Annotated in this window: 10 protein-coding genes; 5 read left to right on the top strand and 5 right to left on the bottom strand. The window is 61.9% G+C overall.

Going from position 1 to position 17,370, the window contains the following annotated elements; all coding sequences use genetic code 11:
• Positions 1-185 precede the first annotated feature (185 nt).
• Positions 186-6,596 (bottom strand): amino acid adenylation domain-containing protein, encoded by a 6,411-nt coding sequence (locus tag ACW9HX_RS00425; RefSeq protein WP_457379016.1) that lies wholly within the window; start codon positions 6,594-6,596, stop codon positions 186-188.
• Positions 6,597-7,089: 493 nt separating this feature from the next.
• Here ACW9HX_RS00425 and ACW9HX_RS00420 point away from each other — a divergent pair, with 493 nt between their 5' ends.
• The 4 genes from ACW9HX_RS00420 (at position 7,090) to ACW9HX_RS00405 (ending at position 10,600) form a co-directional block, all read left to right on the top strand.
• Complete coding sequence (locus ACW9HX_RS00420) at positions 7,090-7,884, top strand: helix-turn-helix transcriptional regulator (protein ID WP_457379015.1); 795 nt, start codon at positions 7,090-7,092, stop codon at positions 7,882-7,884.
• A 62-nt stretch (positions 7,885-7,946) separates the two neighbouring features.
• Positions 7,947-9,359 (top strand): efflux transporter outer membrane subunit, encoded by a 1,413-nt coding sequence (locus tag ACW9HX_RS00415; RefSeq protein WP_457379014.1) that lies wholly within the window; start codon positions 7,947-7,949, stop codon positions 9,357-9,359.
• A 156-nt stretch (positions 9,360-9,515) separates the two neighbouring features.
• Positions 9,516-10,121, top strand: a complete 606-nt coding sequence (locus tag ACW9HX_RS00410) for an SCO family protein (protein ID WP_102622132.1) — start codon at positions 9,516-9,518, stop codon at positions 10,119-10,121.
• Positions 10,121-10,600: a copper chaperone PCu(A)C gene (locus ACW9HX_RS00405; RefSeq protein ID WP_457379013.1), complete on the top strand. Its 480-nt coding sequence runs from the start codon at positions 10,121-10,123 to the stop codon at positions 10,598-10,600. The genes ACW9HX_RS00410 and ACW9HX_RS00405 overlap by 1 nt, the downstream gene beginning before the upstream one ends.
• Positions 10,601-10,682: 82 nt before the next feature.
• Here the strand turns inward: ACW9HX_RS00405 and ACW9HX_RS00400 are convergent, their stop codons facing one another.
• The 3 genes from ACW9HX_RS00400 to ACW9HX_RS00390 all read right to left on the bottom strand — a co-directional run bounded on the left by ACW9HX_RS00400 (position 10,683) and on the right by ACW9HX_RS00390 (position 12,546).
• A complete protein-coding gene (locus ACW9HX_RS00400; protein WP_085733053.1) occupies positions 10,683-11,099 on the bottom strand; it encodes an organic hydroperoxide resistance protein in 417 nt (138 codons plus the stop codon).
• A gap of 178 nt (positions 11,100-11,277) precedes the next feature.
• Positions 11,278-11,799: a hypothetical protein gene (locus ACW9HX_RS00395; RefSeq protein WP_457379012.1), complete on the bottom strand. Its 522-nt coding sequence runs from the start codon at positions 11,797-11,799 to the stop codon at positions 11,278-11,280.
• A 165-nt stretch (positions 11,800-11,964) separates the two neighbouring features.
• The gene (locus tag ACW9HX_RS00390) at positions 11,965-12,546 is read right to left on the bottom strand and encodes a hypothetical protein (RefSeq protein WP_457379011.1); all 582 of its coding nucleotides are present in this window, start codon (positions 12,544-12,546) and stop codon (positions 11,965-11,967) included.
• A 333-nt stretch (positions 12,547-12,879) separates the two neighbouring features.
• On the opposite strand from ACW9HX_RS00390, the gene ACW9HX_RS00385 reads away from it, so the two are divergent.
• Complete coding sequence (locus ACW9HX_RS00385) at positions 12,880-15,090, top strand: LTA synthase family protein (protein ID WP_457379010.1); 2,211 nt, start codon at positions 12,880-12,882, stop codon at positions 15,088-15,090.
• A gap of 57 nt (positions 15,091-15,147) precedes the next feature.
• Here ACW9HX_RS00385 and ACW9HX_RS00380 read toward each other — a convergent pair whose 3' ends face one another.
• A complete protein-coding gene (locus ACW9HX_RS00380) occupies positions 15,148-17,178 on the bottom strand; it encodes a TonB-dependent receptor (RefSeq protein WP_457379009.1) in 2,031 nt (676 codons plus the stop codon).
• Positions 17,179-17,370 lie beyond the last annotated feature (192 nt).

Below are 17,370 nucleotides of genomic sequence, written 5' to 3'. Positions count from 1 at the left end.
GGGGGTAACCTGCTGTAAATTCGGGAAAAAGGAGCGCGCAGCGGCGAATCCGTGCGGCCACGCGCAGCCCGGAAAAGCTAAAACATCGGGGCTTGGGTGTCTGACATGGGAAGCGGGGACAAGACCCGTGACCGGACAGTCATGGCGTCGATCCGCGGGAACCGCGAATCGACGCCGATGTCGCCTCAGAGCCGACGTTTGCGGTTAAGCGCCGGGATGGTGGTTTGAGGGACTTCCACCTGTTTTGCCCGTGCCGAAGTCTGAGCCGCCAGCGCGGCCAGGGTCGGCTGGCTGAACAGCGTGCGGGCATCGACGTGCAGCCCGGCCTGACGCATGCGCGCCACCAGACTGACCGCCAGCAATGAATGCCCGCCGAGCTCGAAGAAGTGGTCGTTGCGCCCGACCTGCTCCAGTTGCAGCACCTCGGCCCAGATCTGCGACAGCCTGATTTCGACTTCGCCCTCGGGCGCCTCGTAGTGACGACTGAGCACCGCCTCGGCCCCCGGTGCCGGCAAGGCCTTGCGGTCGACCTTGTCGTTGGGGGTCAGGGGCAACGCGTCGAGCTTCACGTAAGCGCCCGGCGCCATGTACTCCGGCAAACGCTCCAGCACATGGGCACGCAAGGTTTCAATGCGTGGCGCATCGAAGCCTTCGCGCACGGTGAAATACGCCACCAGGCGTTCGTCGCGCACCAGCACCACAGCTTCCCGCACCGCCGGGTGCTCGATCAGCCGTGCTTCGATTTCACCCGGCTCCAGACGCAGGCCGCGCAGCTTGACCTGGAAGTCGTTGCGCCCGAGAAACTCGAGATTGCCGTCCGCTCGGTAGCGCACCAGATCGCCGGTGCGGTACAAGCGATCACCGGCCACGAACGGGCTGTCGATGAAGCGCTCGGCCTGCATGTCCGGCAGTCCCAGATAACCGCGCGCGACCCCGACGCCGCCGATGTGCAGGTGACCGCTGACACCGAATGGCACCGGTTGGTCGTGGGCATCCAGCACGTAGAGCCGGGTGTTGCTCAGTGCCTTGCCGATCGGCACCACGGCCTCCGGCACCGGTTGATGGGGTTCCAGCGTCCAGCCGGTGCTGTCGACTGTGGTTTCGGTCGGGCCGTAGACGTTATGCAGACGCACCCAGGGCAGGCGCTCGCGGACGCGCCGGGCCAGTGCGACAGTCAGTTCACCGCCACCGTTGAGCACGTCGGTCAGGCTGGTGCACTGGCTGACATCGTCCTGTTCGACGAACTGTTGCAGCAGCGCTGGCACGAACTTGACCACGGTAATCTGCCGTTCGCGAATCACCTGGGTCACATACGCCGAATCGCGGTTGCCGTCGGGACGCGCCAGCACCAGCCGCAGGCCGGAACACAGCGGCCAGAAAATCTCCCACACCGAACTGTCGAAGCTGAACGGCGCCTTCTGCAACAGCGCGCCGTGCTCGGTCGGCGGGCTGATCTGCGAGCCCCAGTGCACCATGTTGCAGGCACTTCGGTGCTCGATCATCACGCCCTTCGGCGTGCCGGTGGAGCCCGAGGTGTAAATCATGTAGGCCAGGTTCGCAGCGCTCAAACCCGGTACTTGCAGGTTATCGACGGACGCGTGCTGCCAGGTGCAACGGTCGAAATCGATGACCGGCACGCCCGGATCACCCAACAGATTGCGCGTGGATTTGTGCACCAGCACCGCCACCGGAGCGCTGTCCTGCAACATGTAGTGCAAGCGCTCCAGCGGATAGTCCGGGTCCAGCGGCACATAGGCGCCGCCCGCCTTGAGAATGCCGAGCAGGCCGATTATCAGATCCAGGCTGCGCTCGACGCAGATCGCCACACGCGAATCGGGCTGCACACCGTGCTCGCGTAGATGATGCGCCAGACGGTTGGCCTGTTCGTTCAGTTCGCGATAGGTCAGCTGTTGATCCCCAGCCTGCAAGGCGATGGCGTCGGGTCTGCGCTGCGCTTGATGTTCGAACAACACCTGAAGCGGCTGATCGATCGGGCAATCGACTTGGCTGGCGTTGAAGTCGACCAGCAGTTGTTCACGCTCCGCCGCCGGCAGGATCGACAAGCGATTCAATGGTTGTTGCGGTGTCTGCTCCAGGGCATCCACCAGCGCCTGCAACGCGGTTTGCACGTAGTCGCCGATGCGCTGGGCGCCGATGCTGATCAGGGTTCGTGTGGTGATCTGCAAAGCGCTGCCCAAATCATCGACGCTCAAGGTCAGCGGGTAGTTGGTGCGCTCCTCGTTCTCCAGGGTCTGGATGCCTTGCCAGGCAGGATCCGGCGTCGTTTCCTGTACCTCAAGGTCGGTATGCCGATAGTTGAGCAACGCACTGAACAGCGGTGCCGGCGACGCAACGCCGCTGCAACGCTGGGCCAGCGCCAGCGACGCATGCTCATGCCCGAGCAGGTCGGTCAGTCGGGCGTGGGTGAGCAGCACCGCATCGCGCGCGCCCCGGTCCATGTCCACCCGCAATGGCAAAGTGTTGATGAACACCCCCAGCGCCCGATCCGCGCCCTCGCCGCCTTGCATGCGGCCCATGAAAACGCTGCCGAATACCACGTGCTCTTGCCCCGACGTCGCCGCCAACACCTGCGCCCAGGCCAGGTGAATCAGGCTGGCCACGCTGACGCCTGCCTGCCGCGCCTGAAGGCGCAAACGGCGGTCCAGTTCAGGCGCAAGCGTTCGCACGGCTTCATCGATGCCGCGCCCGTCGCCCTGCACGTCCTGCAATCCGAACGGCAAGGTCGGCTCGTCGATGTCGGCGAGCATTTCGCAGAAGAACGCTTCATGTTCCTGCTCGCTGACACCGAGCCGGGTCTGGGCCACGTAATTGCGATACGGCACCGCCAGCGGCAACGGTTCGCTCAGCCCCAACAGGTTGGCGCGCATTTCATGGCGCAAGACTTCCAGCGCGATGTGATCCAGCGCCAGGTGATGGAACAACAGAATCGCCACGATCCGCCCGTGGGCCGGGTCGCGGGCATACATCAGCCGGATCAGCGGTGCCTGACTGACATCGATGCGATAACGACGGGCATCGAAGCGCTCGTGCAGTTGCGCGAGGACATCGCCCCCGGCCGGATCGAGCGTAACTTCCTGAGCCGGCAATTCGGCTTCGCGCCAGACCACCTGTACCGGCGTGGTCAAACCTTCCCAGACCACCGCAGTGCGCAGAATATCGTGGCGCGCCATGACCTGACGCAGCGCCGCCGCATAGGCCTCGACCCGCTCGACGCTGTCGAACGCCAGCTGCGACTGCAGCAGGTACGGATCACCCTGCGCCGCGGTGATGTGGTGATAGAGAATGCCTTCCTGCAAAGGCGCCAGCGGGTATATGTCCTGCACATTGGCCGCCCCGCCCGGCACCGTGGCGATGATCCGGTCGAGGGTGGCCTGATCCAGCTCTACCAATGGCAACAGGTCCGGGGTGATCCGCGTGCAACCCGGCGGAATACGGTTGGCCGGCACTTCGACCTCGCGGCCACTGCCCACCGACGCGGCCAGCGCTGCCAAAGTCGGCTGGCCGAACAGCACGCGCACGTCGCTGCTCATGCCGAGCTGACGCATGCGTTCGATCAGGTTGACCGCCAGCAACGAGTGCCCGCCCAGTTCAAAGAAGTGATCGTGACGCCCGACCTTTTCGACTTGCAGCACCTCGGCCCAGATCTGCGCCAGCAGGATCTCGACGTCACCTTGCGGGGCTTCGTACTCGCGGCGGATCAACGCCTCCGGCCCCGGCGCCGGCAAGGCCTGGCGATCCAGCTTGCCGTTCGCCGTCAGCGGCAGCACCGCCAGGCGCACGTAAGCCGAAGGCAGCATCGCACTCGGCAGACGGGTTTGCAGATGGGCATGCAGTTGCGTGATGTCCAGAGGCTGATGTTCGGTGAACCAGGCCAGCAACTGCCCGTCCCGTACCTGCACGACCGCATCGCGCACCGACTCATGGCTGCTCAACGCCGCTTCGATTTCGCCGGGCTCGATGCGCACGCCACGGATTTTCACCTGATCGTCGTTACGGCCCAGGTATTCGATATTGCCGTCCGGGCGCCAGCGTGCAAGGTCGCCGGTACGGTACATCCGTGCGTTTGGCAGGCTGCTGAACGGATCGTGGAGAAAGCGCTCGGCGGTCAACTCAGGACGATTGAAGTAACCCCGTGCCACCCCGGCACCACCGACGTAGAGTTCACCGGCCACGCCAATCGGCACCGGTCGCTGTCGCTCATCCAGCAGATAGGCCGTGGCATTGCTCACGGGTTTGCCAATGTGCAACGTCCGGCCCGGTTCGATTCGACCCGACGTGGCGACCACCGTCGCTTCGGTCGGGCCGTAGTTGTTGATCACCGCGAATGTCTGCTCGCGATTGAACTGACGCAGGCGATCCCCGCCGATCAGCAGCGTGCGCAGAGTCGGGTGTTCGAGGTGGCGGCTGAAGGCGTACTCGGCAATCGGCGTCGGCAGGAAACTCACGTCCAAAGGCTGCGCACGCCACCAGTCGAGCAGCGCGTCAATGTCTTCGCCACCGTCACGGGACGGCGCCAGATGCAGGGTCGCGCCGGCAGACAGCGCGGGCCAGACTTCCCAGGCCATGGCGTCGAAACCGAAGCCGGCGAGGCTCGACGTGTGACTACCGGCGCTCAGGTCAAAGGCCGCGCAATGCCAGTCGACCAGGTTCGACAGGGTGCGATGCTCGACCATCACCCCTTTGGGTTGGCCGGTGGAACCGGAGGTGTAGATCACGTAGGCCAGATGCGCAGCGGTCAGGTTCGCAATGTCCGGATTGAGAACGTTGGCCGGCCAGCTCTGTCGGTCGAACTCGATCAACGGCGCGTCCATTACTGGCAGACGCTCGCGCAACTCGCTTTGGGTCAGGACGATGGCCGGAGCACAGTCACCCAGCAGGTAGCTCAGGCGCTCGGGCGGATGCGCCGGATCCACCGGCACATACCCCGCGCCGGACTTGAGGACCGCCAACAGCGCGACCAGCGTATCCAGCCCCCGGCGAGCGACCACCGCCACCCGGTCGTCCGGACGCACACCGAGTCCGATCAGGTGGTGGGCCAGGCCGTTGGCCTTGCGATTCAACGCGCCATAGGTCAGCCGTTGCCCCTGAAACTCTGCCGCCACTGCATCGGGTCGCGCTACCGACTGTGCCTCGATGCGCTGGTGAAGGGTCAGGCCCTGAGGGTAATCCGCTCGCGTGTCATTCCACTGCTGCAATAACGCCGATTCGGCGGGCAGGCTCAGGTTGAAAGCGTCCAGCGCCAGGTCAACATTCTCCAGGCCCTGCTCCAGCACGTGCAACAGACGCCCGGACAGCGCTTCGATCTCATCGGCGCCAAAATAGGCTTCGTTGTACACCATGTACAAACTGTCTTTGTCGTTGTTGAGGGTGCTGAGCAAATGCACCGCCAGCGGCGTGCCCTCCTCATGGTTCGAGACCTTGATCACCCGCGCCTGAGCTTCACCGTAGCGGTACTCGTGAACGTCCTGCTCGTAGGACACCGTCACTTCGAACAGCTGCGAGCGATCCTCACGCAGCAGACCCAAGGCGCGATTCATTTCGCTCAACGGAAAACGCTGATGGCGGAAATCACGCTTCAGTTCGTCGCGGATCGCCGTGATCAATTGACCGAACGACAGCTCCCGGCCGAACCCCATCCGTACCGCGCTGACCTGGGTGAACAGCCCGAGCGTGGACTTGAACCGGGCGCCGGAACGGTTGAGCAGCGGCACGCCCACCACCCATTCGTCACGCTGGGCGGTCCGGCTGAAATACACGTGCAAGGCCGCCAGCAGCACATGGAACGCCGACCCTCCGTGTTCGCGGGCCACTTGCTTCATGCGTTCGTGCAACCTCGCGGGAAAAGCCTGGGAGAAAATCCGGGTCGGGGCCAGGGCTGCGGCAAAACGTTCCTGATATCGGGGCAGCAACAACGGCTCGGGCAGGTCGCGGTACTTGTCCAGCCAATAGGCGCGGTCGTGGGTGTAACGGGCCGATTGGTGATAGCGCGCATCGTCATGGATGAAATCGACATAGGACGCTGCCGAGCCGGGCAGTTGCCGGCCCTGCGCCAGAGCGTTGTAGAGCTCGTCCAGAGATTTGAGCATCTCGCCGAAACCCCAGCCGTCGACGATCAAGTGATGGGCGAGGATCGACAGCCAATGATGGTCGGCACCGAGACGGATCAGAAGAAAACGGAACAACGGCCCGCCGTCCAGCGTGAACGGCTGCTCGATGCGCTCCTGAATCAGCCTGCGCGCCGCGGACTGTGGATCGGGCTGCGCGCAAACGTCATGGATCGGCATCGGGGCCGGCAAGGATTGCGCAAAGCGCTGCAGGGGCAAACCGTGTTGGCCCGCGCCCGGCAACAAAATCGTGCGCATGGCGTCATGCCGGGCCACGAGACTTTCGAGGGCCGCCTGCATCAGCGCCGGATCCAGAGGACCGGTCAGTTGTACATAGCCACCGATGTTGTACAGCGGTGAATCCCCTTGACGCAGTTGATCGAGCCAGATGTCGCTCTGAGCAGCGGTCAGCGGGAAGGCCTCGGAAATCGCGGACAGACCGTCCGCCGCATCGGCAGCAAATTGGTTCATAAGATCCGTCTCATGTGATTTGGCGCGTATTCAAGCATCGGCCCCGAAACCCGCATGACACGTGAAACCCGGACAACCCCCTCCTCCGCGCGCTGCCCTGAGGGCTTGCAGGCCTCGACTGGCCGGCCATCCCTCCAAAAGTTCGGAAAGAAATGGCTGAAAATCCTGTAGGACAATCGCCATCCACTTGCGCTGACGACGACTTCGCAATCGTAGGAAAGGGCGCTCTGAACCCCGGTTTTCGGTGTTCTCACTGGACCGCGCAGTCACGTCTTACAGGCTTGTCACCCTCGGACTGACAGAAACGTGGCGCCATTAATCCGGAAATAGTGGCACTTTGTGTCCCTGTTTTCCCCTACAGACGTAGGACAAATGCATAGGCTTAAATCCCGCTCCAGATCGATTTCAAGGAGAAATGATTGGGGGAGTGGCTTCACAGGTGCATGCACGGCAGACGATTCGGCAATGGCTTTAAATCAAGGATGACAAGGATATGAATCTGACCGGCAGTCTTCGCAACATGGACAACCCGCATTTCTATTGGCAGCTGGGCGAGTTGATCGCCAGCACGGGGAACGAGCGTTTCGCCACGAACATGTTCCAGTTGGTCGACACCCTGGTGCCGGTCAACCGAGTGGATCTCAGCGAATGGACGCTCGACGAGCGCGAGGCCAGTGTGGTTGAGATCAAGGCGTTGGGCAGCGCCGGTTTGCCGGATACCTTCCCGCCCCCGGATCCCCTGCAATGCCAGGACGATCATCCGCTGTTGCAGAAGATGATCGAGATGAATGACTCGCTGCTGATTCAACTCAAAGCCTCGCTGCAGCAACGACACCCGCACCACAGCGTCCATCAGTGCAATCTGGTGTCACGCACCTCCAACCGCCGCTGTGTCATCTCGTTCTGCCGCCCTCACACGCACCGGGTGTTCTCTCTGCCGGAGCTGTCGTTTCTCAAAAGCCTGTCCGACACCCTGCTGCCGTTGATCGAACGTCACGCGCAGCTGCGGCGACAGCTCATGGCCCGGCAACCGCGTCCGGTTCAGGCCGATCAAGACCAGACACCGTTACAACAGGTGTTCGACGAACGCCTGGCGCTGGGCGACATCACCCTGTCAGCGCGCGAGAAAGAAGTCTGCCTGGGCTTGTTGACCGGCGGCACCGTGCCGCAAATGGCCGAACGGTTGCGGGTCAAGAACAGTTCGATCGAGACCTATCTCAAGCGCGCGGCGGCCAAGCTCGGGGTCAGTGGTCGTCACGGTCTGGCGAAATGGATGGCCGGTGCCTGATCCGGTGTTTTACTCATCATGGGCGCCCGGCGCCCGCTCTCATTCGTGAACGAGGCTGTTTGATGTCCAGGTTGCCGATCTCCCTGCTGTCCATGGCGTTGCTGATGGGCGGCTGCTCGCTGATTCCCGAATACCAGCAGCCCGCATCGCCCAGTGCGGCGCAGTATCCAAAAGGCCCCGCCTATCCTGCGCCAACCCAGGCCACGATTGCTGTCGAGGACTGGCGCGGATTGTTCAATGACCCGGCGTTGCAACAACTGATTGAAAGCGCACTGGTCAACAACCGAGACTTGCGAGTCGCCGCGCTGAACGTCGAGGCGTTCCAGGCCAAGTACCGCATTCAGCGCGCCGATCTGCTGCCGGCGGTCTCGGCCAATGCCAACGAACTGCGCCAGCGGGTGCCGGAGAGCGTGACCAAAACCAAAGCGGCGATCACCTCGACCTACTCGGCGAACCTTGGCATCAGCGCCTATGAGCTGGATTTTTTCGGCCGGGTACGCAGCCTCAGCGAACAGGCATTGATGAGCTGGCTGGCTACCGAAGAAGCCCGGCGCAGTGCGCAATTGAGCCTGGTGGCCAACGTTGCCAACGCCTACCTGACCTGGCGCGCCGACCAGGAGCTGCTGGCCCTGGCCCGCGAAACCCTCGCCGCCGACGAAAAAAGCCTGCGCCTGACCACGCGCAACCGTGAGGCAGGCAAGTCCTCGGCGCTGGATCAGATCCAGGCGCAGACCAGCGTCGACAGCACCCGCGCCAGCATCGCCCGCTATCAGCGCCAGGTCGCCCAGGACTTGAACAGCCTGACGCTGCTGGTCGGCGCGCCGGTTCCCGAAACCCTGCCGGCGCGTCCGCTGGACAGTGACCTGGTGGCACAAGTGCCGGCCGGGTTGCCCTCGGATCTGCTGCAACGCCGGCCAGACATTCTCCAGGCCGAATACAAGCTCAAGGCGGCCAACGCCAATATCGGCGCGGCCCGGGCGGCGTTTTTCCCCAGTGTCAGCCTGACCGCCAATGCCGGCACCTCCAGCCGCGACTTGTCCGGGCTGTTCAAGGGCGGCTCCGGCGCCTGGACCTTCCAGCCGCAGATCAACCTGCCGATCTTCAATGCCGGCAGCCTGCGCGCCAGTCTGGACTACGCGAAATTGCAGAAGGACATCAGCGTCGCCGAGTACGAAAAGACCATTCAGACCGCGTTCCAGGAAGTGTCCGACGGACTCGCGGCGCGCCAGACCTACCAGCAACAACTCCAGGCCCAGCGTGATCTGGTGCAGGCAACCCAGGACTATTACGACATGGCGCAGCACCGCTATCAGACCGGCGTCGACAGCAGCCTGACGTTCCTCGATGCCCAGCGTTCGCTGTTCAGCTCCCAGCAAGGCCTGATCACTGACCGGTTGGCGCAACTGGTGGCGCAAGTGAACCTGTACACCGCGCTGGGCGGTGGCTGGAGCCCGGTTGAGCCGTCGCTGCAATAACCGCAGGTCATGTTTTCTTACACCTTTTGTCGCCCGATCCGACATTGGTCGGTGATCAAAAACCGACCTGGCGGTTCATTTTGGTATCATGCGCCGCTTTTACGGTTAACCCCCCGCTTGTCTTGCTGACGGGCGGGCTGCAAAGGGCGGTATTAGATGACGGCTTTGTTGACTCGCCGCAAGGTGCTTGCGGGAATGGGCGTGCTCGGTCTGGGCCTGCTCGCCGGCTGCGACACCCGTGGCCAACTGTCGTACAAGTACGGCAAGGATCTGAGCGACAAGATCCTCGGACGCACCTTCAAGCTCAAGGACACCGAAGGCAACACCGTGACGCTGTCGAGCTTTCGCGGCCTGATGCCGATGATTTTCTTCGGTTTCACCCAATGCCCGGCCGTCTGCCCGACGACGCTGGCCCGCGCGGCAAAAATCAAGAAGCTGATGGGCAAGGATGGCGACATCCTGCAGGTGGTATTCATCACCCTCGACCCGGAACGCGATACGCCGCAAATCCTCGACGCCTACGTCAAGACCTTCGACCCGAGCTTCGTCGCCCTGTACGGCACCCTCGAGGAAACCAAGGCCACCGCCAAGGAATTCGACGTCTTCTACGAAAAAGTCCCTGCCGGCGACACTTACACCCTGTCGCACACGTCCACCAGTTATGTCTACGACACCCGCGGCAACCTGCGCGTGGGTCTGTCCCAATCGCTTTCTGCACAAGAGTGCACGGAAGACTTGCTTACCGTCATGGAGGTCTGCTGATGAACCCTTTTCTGAACAACATCAAACGTGCCGCACTGGGCCTGTCCCTGCTGGGTCTGGCTTTTCAGGTTTCGGCGCAGACCAAGATCGATGACGCCTGGGTACGTGCAACCGTGCCAAACCAGTCGGCCAGCGGCGCGTTCATGACCGTCACCGCCGACAGCGACAGCAAACTGCTCAGCGTTGCATCGCCGGTGGCCAAGGACGTGCAGATTCACGAAATGACCATGAAGAACGACGTGATGAGCATGGGCCCGGTCAACTCGGTCGAGCTGCCGGCCGGCAAGGCTGTGAAGTTCGATCCGAACGGCTACCACGTGATGCTGATGGGCCTGAACGGTCAACTGAAGGAAGGCGACAACGTGCCGCTGACCCTGACCGTCGAAAACGCCAAGGGCGAGAAACAAGCCATCGAAGTCCAGGCGCCGGTGCGCTCGCTGACCAACATGGAAGGCCACGATCACAGCAAGATGCATTGATCGCTGACTGACAGATTCACGCTTCAAAAAACAAACGGGGCGGCATGATCGACGATCATGCCGCCCCGTTTGCATCTGGAAGTCAGACCAGTTTCAACTCGACCTCGATATTGTTGCGCGTGGCCTTGGAGTACGGGCACACCTGATGCGCCGCATCCACCAGTTGCTGCGCCGCGCCGCGTTCCATGCCCGGCAGGCTCACATTGAGTCGCGCCTGCAACAGATACCCTCCCGAGTTGGTGCCCAGGTCCACTTCGGCATCCACCGCGAGGTCCGCTGGCAGGCTGATTTTCTGTTGCCCCGCCACCGCTTTCATCGCGCCGATAAAGCACGCCGACCAGCCGGCGGCGAACAGTTGTTCCGGATTGGTCCCGCCGCCGTTGGTGCCGGGGGACGACAGTTTGACGTCGAGGATTCCGTCGGAACTGCGCGACGCACCGTCACGTCCGCCGGTGGTGTGGGTCTTGGCGGTGTAGAGGACTTTTTCGATCTGGCTCATGGCGATCTCCTGATAGACAACCTGTCTTCTCGGCGCTCCCCCTTCAAGGTATGGAAGCGCCACCCGTTTCGCACAGCCTTGTCACTATAGACGGGGGAGTTCGGTTCACCTGAGCAAAGGACGTATGGCGGACGGCATCCGCACTTTCGATGATGGACAACGTGTCGTCTGATCGACGTCAGCGATGGCGCGCCAACGCATCACGCACGTTCTGCCTGGATAGCTTTGAAGGATTGGCTTGAGCGCGATCTTGCACTTGACTGGAGGTGGGCTGCATTGACGGCCCATTCGACAGAAGCTTCTTGCGCTTGGCCACCTGCCGCCACTGGTAACAGAAATATCCCGCCGCAGCGAAGAAGCCCAGCACGCCCGAAAACAAGCCCACCACATTCCACACGACAAATGTGATCAGCAACGTCTTCCACTCGAACGCGGAAACGCTGGACGCTACCGGCACCTTCGGATCCTCTACCGCTTGGCGTTCGACTACCTGAACCTGTTGCGCAGCATCCAGATCGAATCGCAAGACGCCGTCCAGACCAGGCACATGGATATCGATGCTGTTTCCGGACGCAGAGTGGACGCGAACTTCGCCATCGATAACTGAAACCGAGCTGATACTCACGTGCCTCTCGGTTCGAATCTCTCCCTCCACAACCTTGAATATGGAGGGTTGATCGCCATTGGGAACGTCGCGCATTTCAAATCCTTGAGCATTTCTCGTCAAGCGACGAGAAGAGAGAAAATCCATTGGCTGCGAATGCTACTGACCGACCTTCCTCCTGTCCAGAAAGCCACCGAGGACATGGTGAACCTTGTGGAACGCCCCGTTTTTTTGGGCGTGTATCGCTTCGCTTGAATCAAGTCAGCTGTCTTCATGAATACGAGGCTGGGTTTCTTCAAGATTACGGGCCAATGCGTAGTGAACGACCGACCGGGAAACGTTCTGCCGATCAAGCTTCTGGACATGTTCCAGCAAACCCGCGATCAAACGCTGCTTGCGCAGTTTTTTCTCGATTCGCACAAGAACGTAGAAAGCAATACCGATCAACAGGCCCCAGCCCGCAAAAAACCACGTTCCGACCGACCCCAGCAGCAGTGAAAACCAGAAAGGTTTGCTGCTCGGTTTGGCCTCGACAAGTTCTGTGTAGATAAATTCGCCATCATCCAGCAAACCCGCGTCACCGCTGCGGTAATTGCGCAGAAGCGCATAAATAACGTCGTTGGTCCTGTCGTTCGAGGCAGAGATAATCTGGACCTCATCACCTGGACGAACCTGGAAATTCAAGCGTGAAACGTCAACCGCACGCTCATCGCCCTCCTCGTCCCGGACCCAGATAATATCCTCTTCCCGGTGACGTGGTTCGCTGAGTTGATCGGCGCGAACAACCTCCCCTACCGTCTCCCAGAACTCGATCACGATGTTATCGAAGACATAATCCTTCATGGCACTTCCTTGAGATCCCGGCAAAACGATACATAAAGGGAAAATACATTGGGCCCCGAATGCTACTGAGTGGCCACTACCCTGTCCAGAAACGCCGCGAGAGTGGGCCTGCGACTGCAAGCCTTAAACAGCCTGAAACAATAAATCTGCCGTCGATGGCTCCCCGTTCATTTGCCACAACCGGGCTGATACGAACGCCGATCACGACTTCAGGCCCTGTGTCGCGCTTTGGCAAGCAGATCAGCCTCATGTTTAAAAAGGCGATCAGACAGCCCACCCTTGGTATCATCGCGCACACTTTTATGACGGTTTGATGGCTGGAAGGTCTTTTTTGTGAGCGCTCTTTTTCAACGGCTTCGGCATCCCGACGCCCGTCTTCTCTCTCTGGTTTTTCTGGTACTGATCTTACCGGTGTGCCTGCGTGCGGCGCTCGGCTGGTCGAGCCTGTTCGGCTACCTGTCGGACCTGGCCATCGGCAGCCTGCTGGTGGTTCTGTTGCATCGCCGGCCGTGGTGGCTGGCCCTGCCGGTTCTGGTGTTCTGGGGTTTGCTGGCGGTGGCGACGGCGGAACTGGTCAGCGCGGTCGGGCGCCTGCCCAATCCCCAGGACCTGCACTACCTGATCGACCCGCAATTTGTGGAGAACTCCACCGGCGGCGGCTTCGCCCATCCAGGAGTGGCCGGTGCATTGCTGCTGGGCCTGTTGATGTGGCTGGCGACGCAGTGGGCAAACCGCGGAACACCTGCCCCGGCCCTGCCCCGCGCCGTGTGGTCGGCACCGGTGTTGCTGTTCGCCGCCCATTGGGGCGCACAGAATCTTTCGCCGAGCGACGCCGACCCATGGCGTCTGTACAACCTGCCACATCAGTTGCTCGCCGCGCAGGTCGCCGACGCGCAGATGCAGGCCGAGGAATGGCTGGAAGGTGGTAGCGAAATACCCGCACCCTCGATGGCCGGGCTCACCGACCTCGACTTGAATGGCCGCTCATTACTGGCCGCCAAAGGTCAGGCACGCAATGTCCTGATCGTTACCGTCGAAGGCATTCCCGGGGCCTACATCCGCGCCAATCGCGAGGCCATCGGCAGCCATTATCAGGAAGACCTGATGCCCAAGCTCAGCCGCTGGGCCGAGCGCGGCATGAACACGCCGGACTACGTGCTGCACACGCACCAGACCATTCGCGGCCTGTACGCCATGCTCTGCGGCGATTACGACAAGCTGAACAACGGCACGCCCAAAGGCGTGGAAATGCTGACCCAGAACGAACGCAATCAGGCCTGCCTGCCGGCCCAGTTGCGCCAGCACGGTTTCAGCACTCACTACCTGCAAGGCGCCGGCCTGCGCTTCATGGCCAAAGACAAGATCATGCCGCACATCGGTTTCGATGCGACCCATGGCCTCGAGTGGTTCACCAACGCCAACTACCTGGAATTCCCGTGGGGCAAGGACGACAAGGCATTCTTCGAAGGCGCGCTGGGTTACGTCGGCCAACTGAAAAAACAGAAAAAACCGTGGATGCTGACCCTGCTGACCGTCGGCACCCATCAGCCCTACTCCGCGCCCGAAGACTACCTGCAACGCTACGACACGCCGAAACAGGCCGCTGTCGGTTATCTGGACGATGCCCTGGACCAGTTCCTCAGCGGCCTCGAACGTCAGGGCGTGCTGAAAGACACACTGGTGGTGATCACCTCGGACGAATCCCATGGCATCGATGGCGTGCGGCTCGCCTCGTCCTGGGGATTCAACCTGACCCTCGCACCGGAACAGGCCCAGTTGCCGCACCTGAACGCCGGGGTCTACGGACATGTCGATCTGAGCGCGTCGATCCTCGATTACTTTGACCTGCCGGTGCCCGCCGCACTCAGCGGCCGTTCGCTGTTTCGCGACTACGACACCGGGCGCGAAATCATGTCGTTCACCAACGGCAAGCTGCGCTACCACGACGGCCACGGCATCCTGACCGAATGCGACATGCCGCGACGCTGCCGCGCTTACGCCAGCGAAGGCTTCATCGCCGAAAGCGCCACGTTCAAGGGCAATGCCAGCGGCCAGAATGCGCGGCAGATTGCGGCCCGCGCCGATGCGCTGGACCTGTCGCTGCTGCGCACTCCGCTGAACCAGCGCTATCAGTTCGGCAGCGACAACATCATCCCGCTGCAAGCGCAGATCAAGGATGACTGGGCCGACAACCTGATCGGCGCGCAATACCTGGAAATGCCCAAGGGCTCCCACACCCGCGTGCGCCTGACCGTGCGCTCGATGGACCCGCAACAGGCGGCGTACATTCAGCTCAAGGCCAAGGAGTTCGAACAGGACGTGCAACTGGGCCTGCCTTCGGAAATGGTCGCCACGGCGGATCAGCCGCTGGAAATGGACTTCAGCTTCGACAACCCGCAACCGCGCAAGGCCTTCTCTTTCCATTTGCTGGGTTATGGGCTGGGTGCGGTGGAGGTCACCGATTTCAGCGTGATCACCGAGCTGCCGGGGCAACAGGATCTGCGGGAAGAAATCCCGGAGGACGACACCGCTCAATCGAGCTGATGTCGAGGCCAGCGTCACGCGGTTCGCGGGACGCTGGCCCAAGATCGTGGGGAACGATCAGAACGTGGTGCGCAGGCCCACCTGAATGCTTCGCCCTTCTGCCGGCGCAATGTCGCGCAGGATCGAGCTGGCATAGCGCACGGTCTGGTTGGTCAGGTTCTCGGCATTGACGAAGGCCAGCCATTTGCTCTGGCCGACTTCAAAGCGATACCCCACATTCGCACCCAGCGTGGTGTAGCCATCGGTGCTGCTTTCATTGTCCGGGACCCGATGCTGGGCGCTCGCGTGCTCCACATCGATCCGTGCCTGCCAGCGATCCAGCTCCCACAGCAACCCGGTATTCAAGCGCAGCGGCGCGATGCGCGGCAGATCCTGGCCGTTGTCGAGGTTCTTGGCGCGGGTGTAGTCGCCCGACAGTTCCAGCGCGAACTTGCCGTAGGCGCTCTCGCCAAGCTGCCAGCGATCCTGCGCCTCGATACCACTGAAGCGCGCGCGAACACCGGAATAGGCGTACTCGGGAATGCCGGCGGCGTCTTCTTCGCCTTCATCATTGAGGGTGCGACCAGTGCCGAGCATACCGATGTAATTGGAGAAGTGGCTGTAGAACACGCCCACGCTGCCCTTGTGCGTGCCATTGTCGAAACGCAGGGCCAGATCGCTGGAGACGGCTTTCTCTTTCGACAGACCCGCATCCCCGACTTCATAAGTGCCGGTCGCGACGTGAGCGCCGTTGGCGTACAGCTCATAGAACGTCGGCGCCCGCTCGGTGTAGCCCAGCGTGGCAGCAACCGACCAGATTGGCGTCAGCGTGTACACCGCGCCGGACGACAGACTGCCAGCAGTGAAACTACTGGAGCGGTCGGCGTTGGCGAAACGCTCGTTGCCTTTGGCGTCGGGGTCGACCGTGGTGTGTTCCAGGCGACCACCGAGGGTGAACAGCAGGCGATCCGTGGCTTGCAGCTCTTCCAGAATGAACAGTGCACCGGCGTTGGTATCGGTCTGTGGCACGAAGGCTTCTTCGCCCAGCGCCGAGAATTCATTGCGACTGACCTGCGCGCCGATCACCCCGTTGAACGGCCCCAACGGCTGGTGCCGGGCTTCGACCCGCGCTTCATAACCCTTGTTCTTGAACGTGGTACCGACCTCGCCGCCTTCGATTTCACGGTGCTGGTAATCGGTGTAGCCGGCGTCGAACTTCACCGAGCTGAACGGGCCGTCAAGGTTGCGAATTTCCGAGGCGAACGCGTAGTGCTCCTGCTGCATGCGAATCCGCACGTCGTCTTCGGCCGGCGAGCCGTAGTTGGAGTCGTAATTGCTGTAAGACAGCCCCGCATAGCCGTCATCCCAGGTGTAAGACCCGCCTACCGCTCCACCGTCCTGGCGACCGTCGCTGTTGGTCAGACGATGCTTGCTGGAATCGCCCTCATCACCCGCCCGCTCGCGGCTGCTTTTGGCGTAGCCGGGGATCTTCAGGTCATTGAACTCGCGAGCGCTGGCGTCCAGATGCAAGGCGAACTGGCCGTTGCCGGCCTCGAGTTTGCCCGCGCTGCTGCGTGTGGTGTCGGCGCCGCCATAGCGCAGCTCACCGGCCCCGTGAATGCCGTCGATGGCTTCGGTCGGGATGCGGTTGTCAAAGGTATTGACCACCCCGCCGATAGCGCTGCCGCCGTAGAGCAACGCGGCCGGACCACGGACGATTTCGATGCGTTCGACGTTGACCGGGTCCAGTGGCACCGCATGGTCGTAGGACAGCGACGAGGCGTCGAGCGCGCCGACGCCGTTGCGCAGAATGCGGATGCGATCGCCGTCCTGTCCGCGAATGATCGGGCGACTGGCACCCGGGCCGAAGTAGGACGACGACACGCCCGGCTGCTTGTTCAGGGTTTCGCCCAGGCTGCCCTTCTGCTGCAGCGTCAGTTCATCGCCGCTCAACACGGTTGAGGGCGACGCGAGGGTCTGGCTGCCCAGCGGATTGCCGGTGATGACTTGTGGTTGCAGTTCGAGGGGTTCGGCGGCGAATGCGGGGGACGCGATCAGCAGCGCAGCCGCCAACAGGCTTGGCTGGAAGGAGTGGAAACGGGAAGGCATTTCTAAATTCCGTAAGGCAGAAAGGAAGGGACCGATGCCACTGCCACACGGACAGGTCAGTGACATCGATCAGATGAAATCATTTTTATGTTATACAATAACATTTCCAATGGCCATCATGATTCTTGCCTCAATGCTTACAACAACCGCTCAAACACGGGGCTTTCTACATGGGCTTTCCACACGCGGTAT

It is taken from the genome of Pseudomonas sp. SDO52101_S400 (assembly GCF_054071635.1).
This window is presented reverse-complemented; position numbering and strand designations above follow the sequence as displayed.

Bases quoted from the DNA above. Each gene is read 5' to 3' on its own strand.
- ACW9HX_RS00400 (WP_085733053.1), bottom strand. From the start codon at position 11,099: ATGAGCCAGATCGAAAAAGTCCTCTACACCGCCAAGACCCACACCACC.
- ACW9HX_RS00420 (WP_457379015.1), top strand. From the start codon at position 7,090: ATGAATCTGACCGGCAGTCTTCGCAACATGGACAACCCGCATTTCTAT.
- ACW9HX_RS00415 (WP_457379014.1), top strand. From the start codon at position 7,947: ATGTCCAGGTTGCCGATCTCCCTGCTGTCCATGGCGTTGCTGATGGGC.
- ACW9HX_RS00380 (WP_457379009.1), bottom strand. From the start codon at position 17,178: ATGCCTTCCCGTTTCCACTCCTTCCAGCCAAGCCTGTTGGCGGCTGCG.
- ACW9HX_RS00410 (WP_102622132.1), top strand. From the start codon at position 9,516: ATGACGGCTTTGTTGACTCGCCGCAAGGTGCTTGCGGGAATGGGCGTG.
- ACW9HX_RS00425 (WP_457379016.1), bottom strand. From the start codon at position 6,596: ATGAACCAATTTGCTGCCGATGCGGCGGACGGTCTGTCCGCGATTTCC.
- ACW9HX_RS00390 (WP_457379011.1), bottom strand. From the start codon at position 12,546: ATGAAGGATTATGTCTTCGATAACATCGTGATCGAGTTCTGGGAGACG.
- ACW9HX_RS00395 (WP_457379012.1), bottom strand. From the start codon at position 11,799: ATGCGCGACGTTCCCAATGGCGATCAACCCTCCATATTCAAGGTTGTG.
- ACW9HX_RS00405 (WP_457379013.1), top strand. From the start codon at position 10,121: ATGAACCCTTTTCTGAACAACATCAAACGTGCCGCACTGGGCCTGTCC.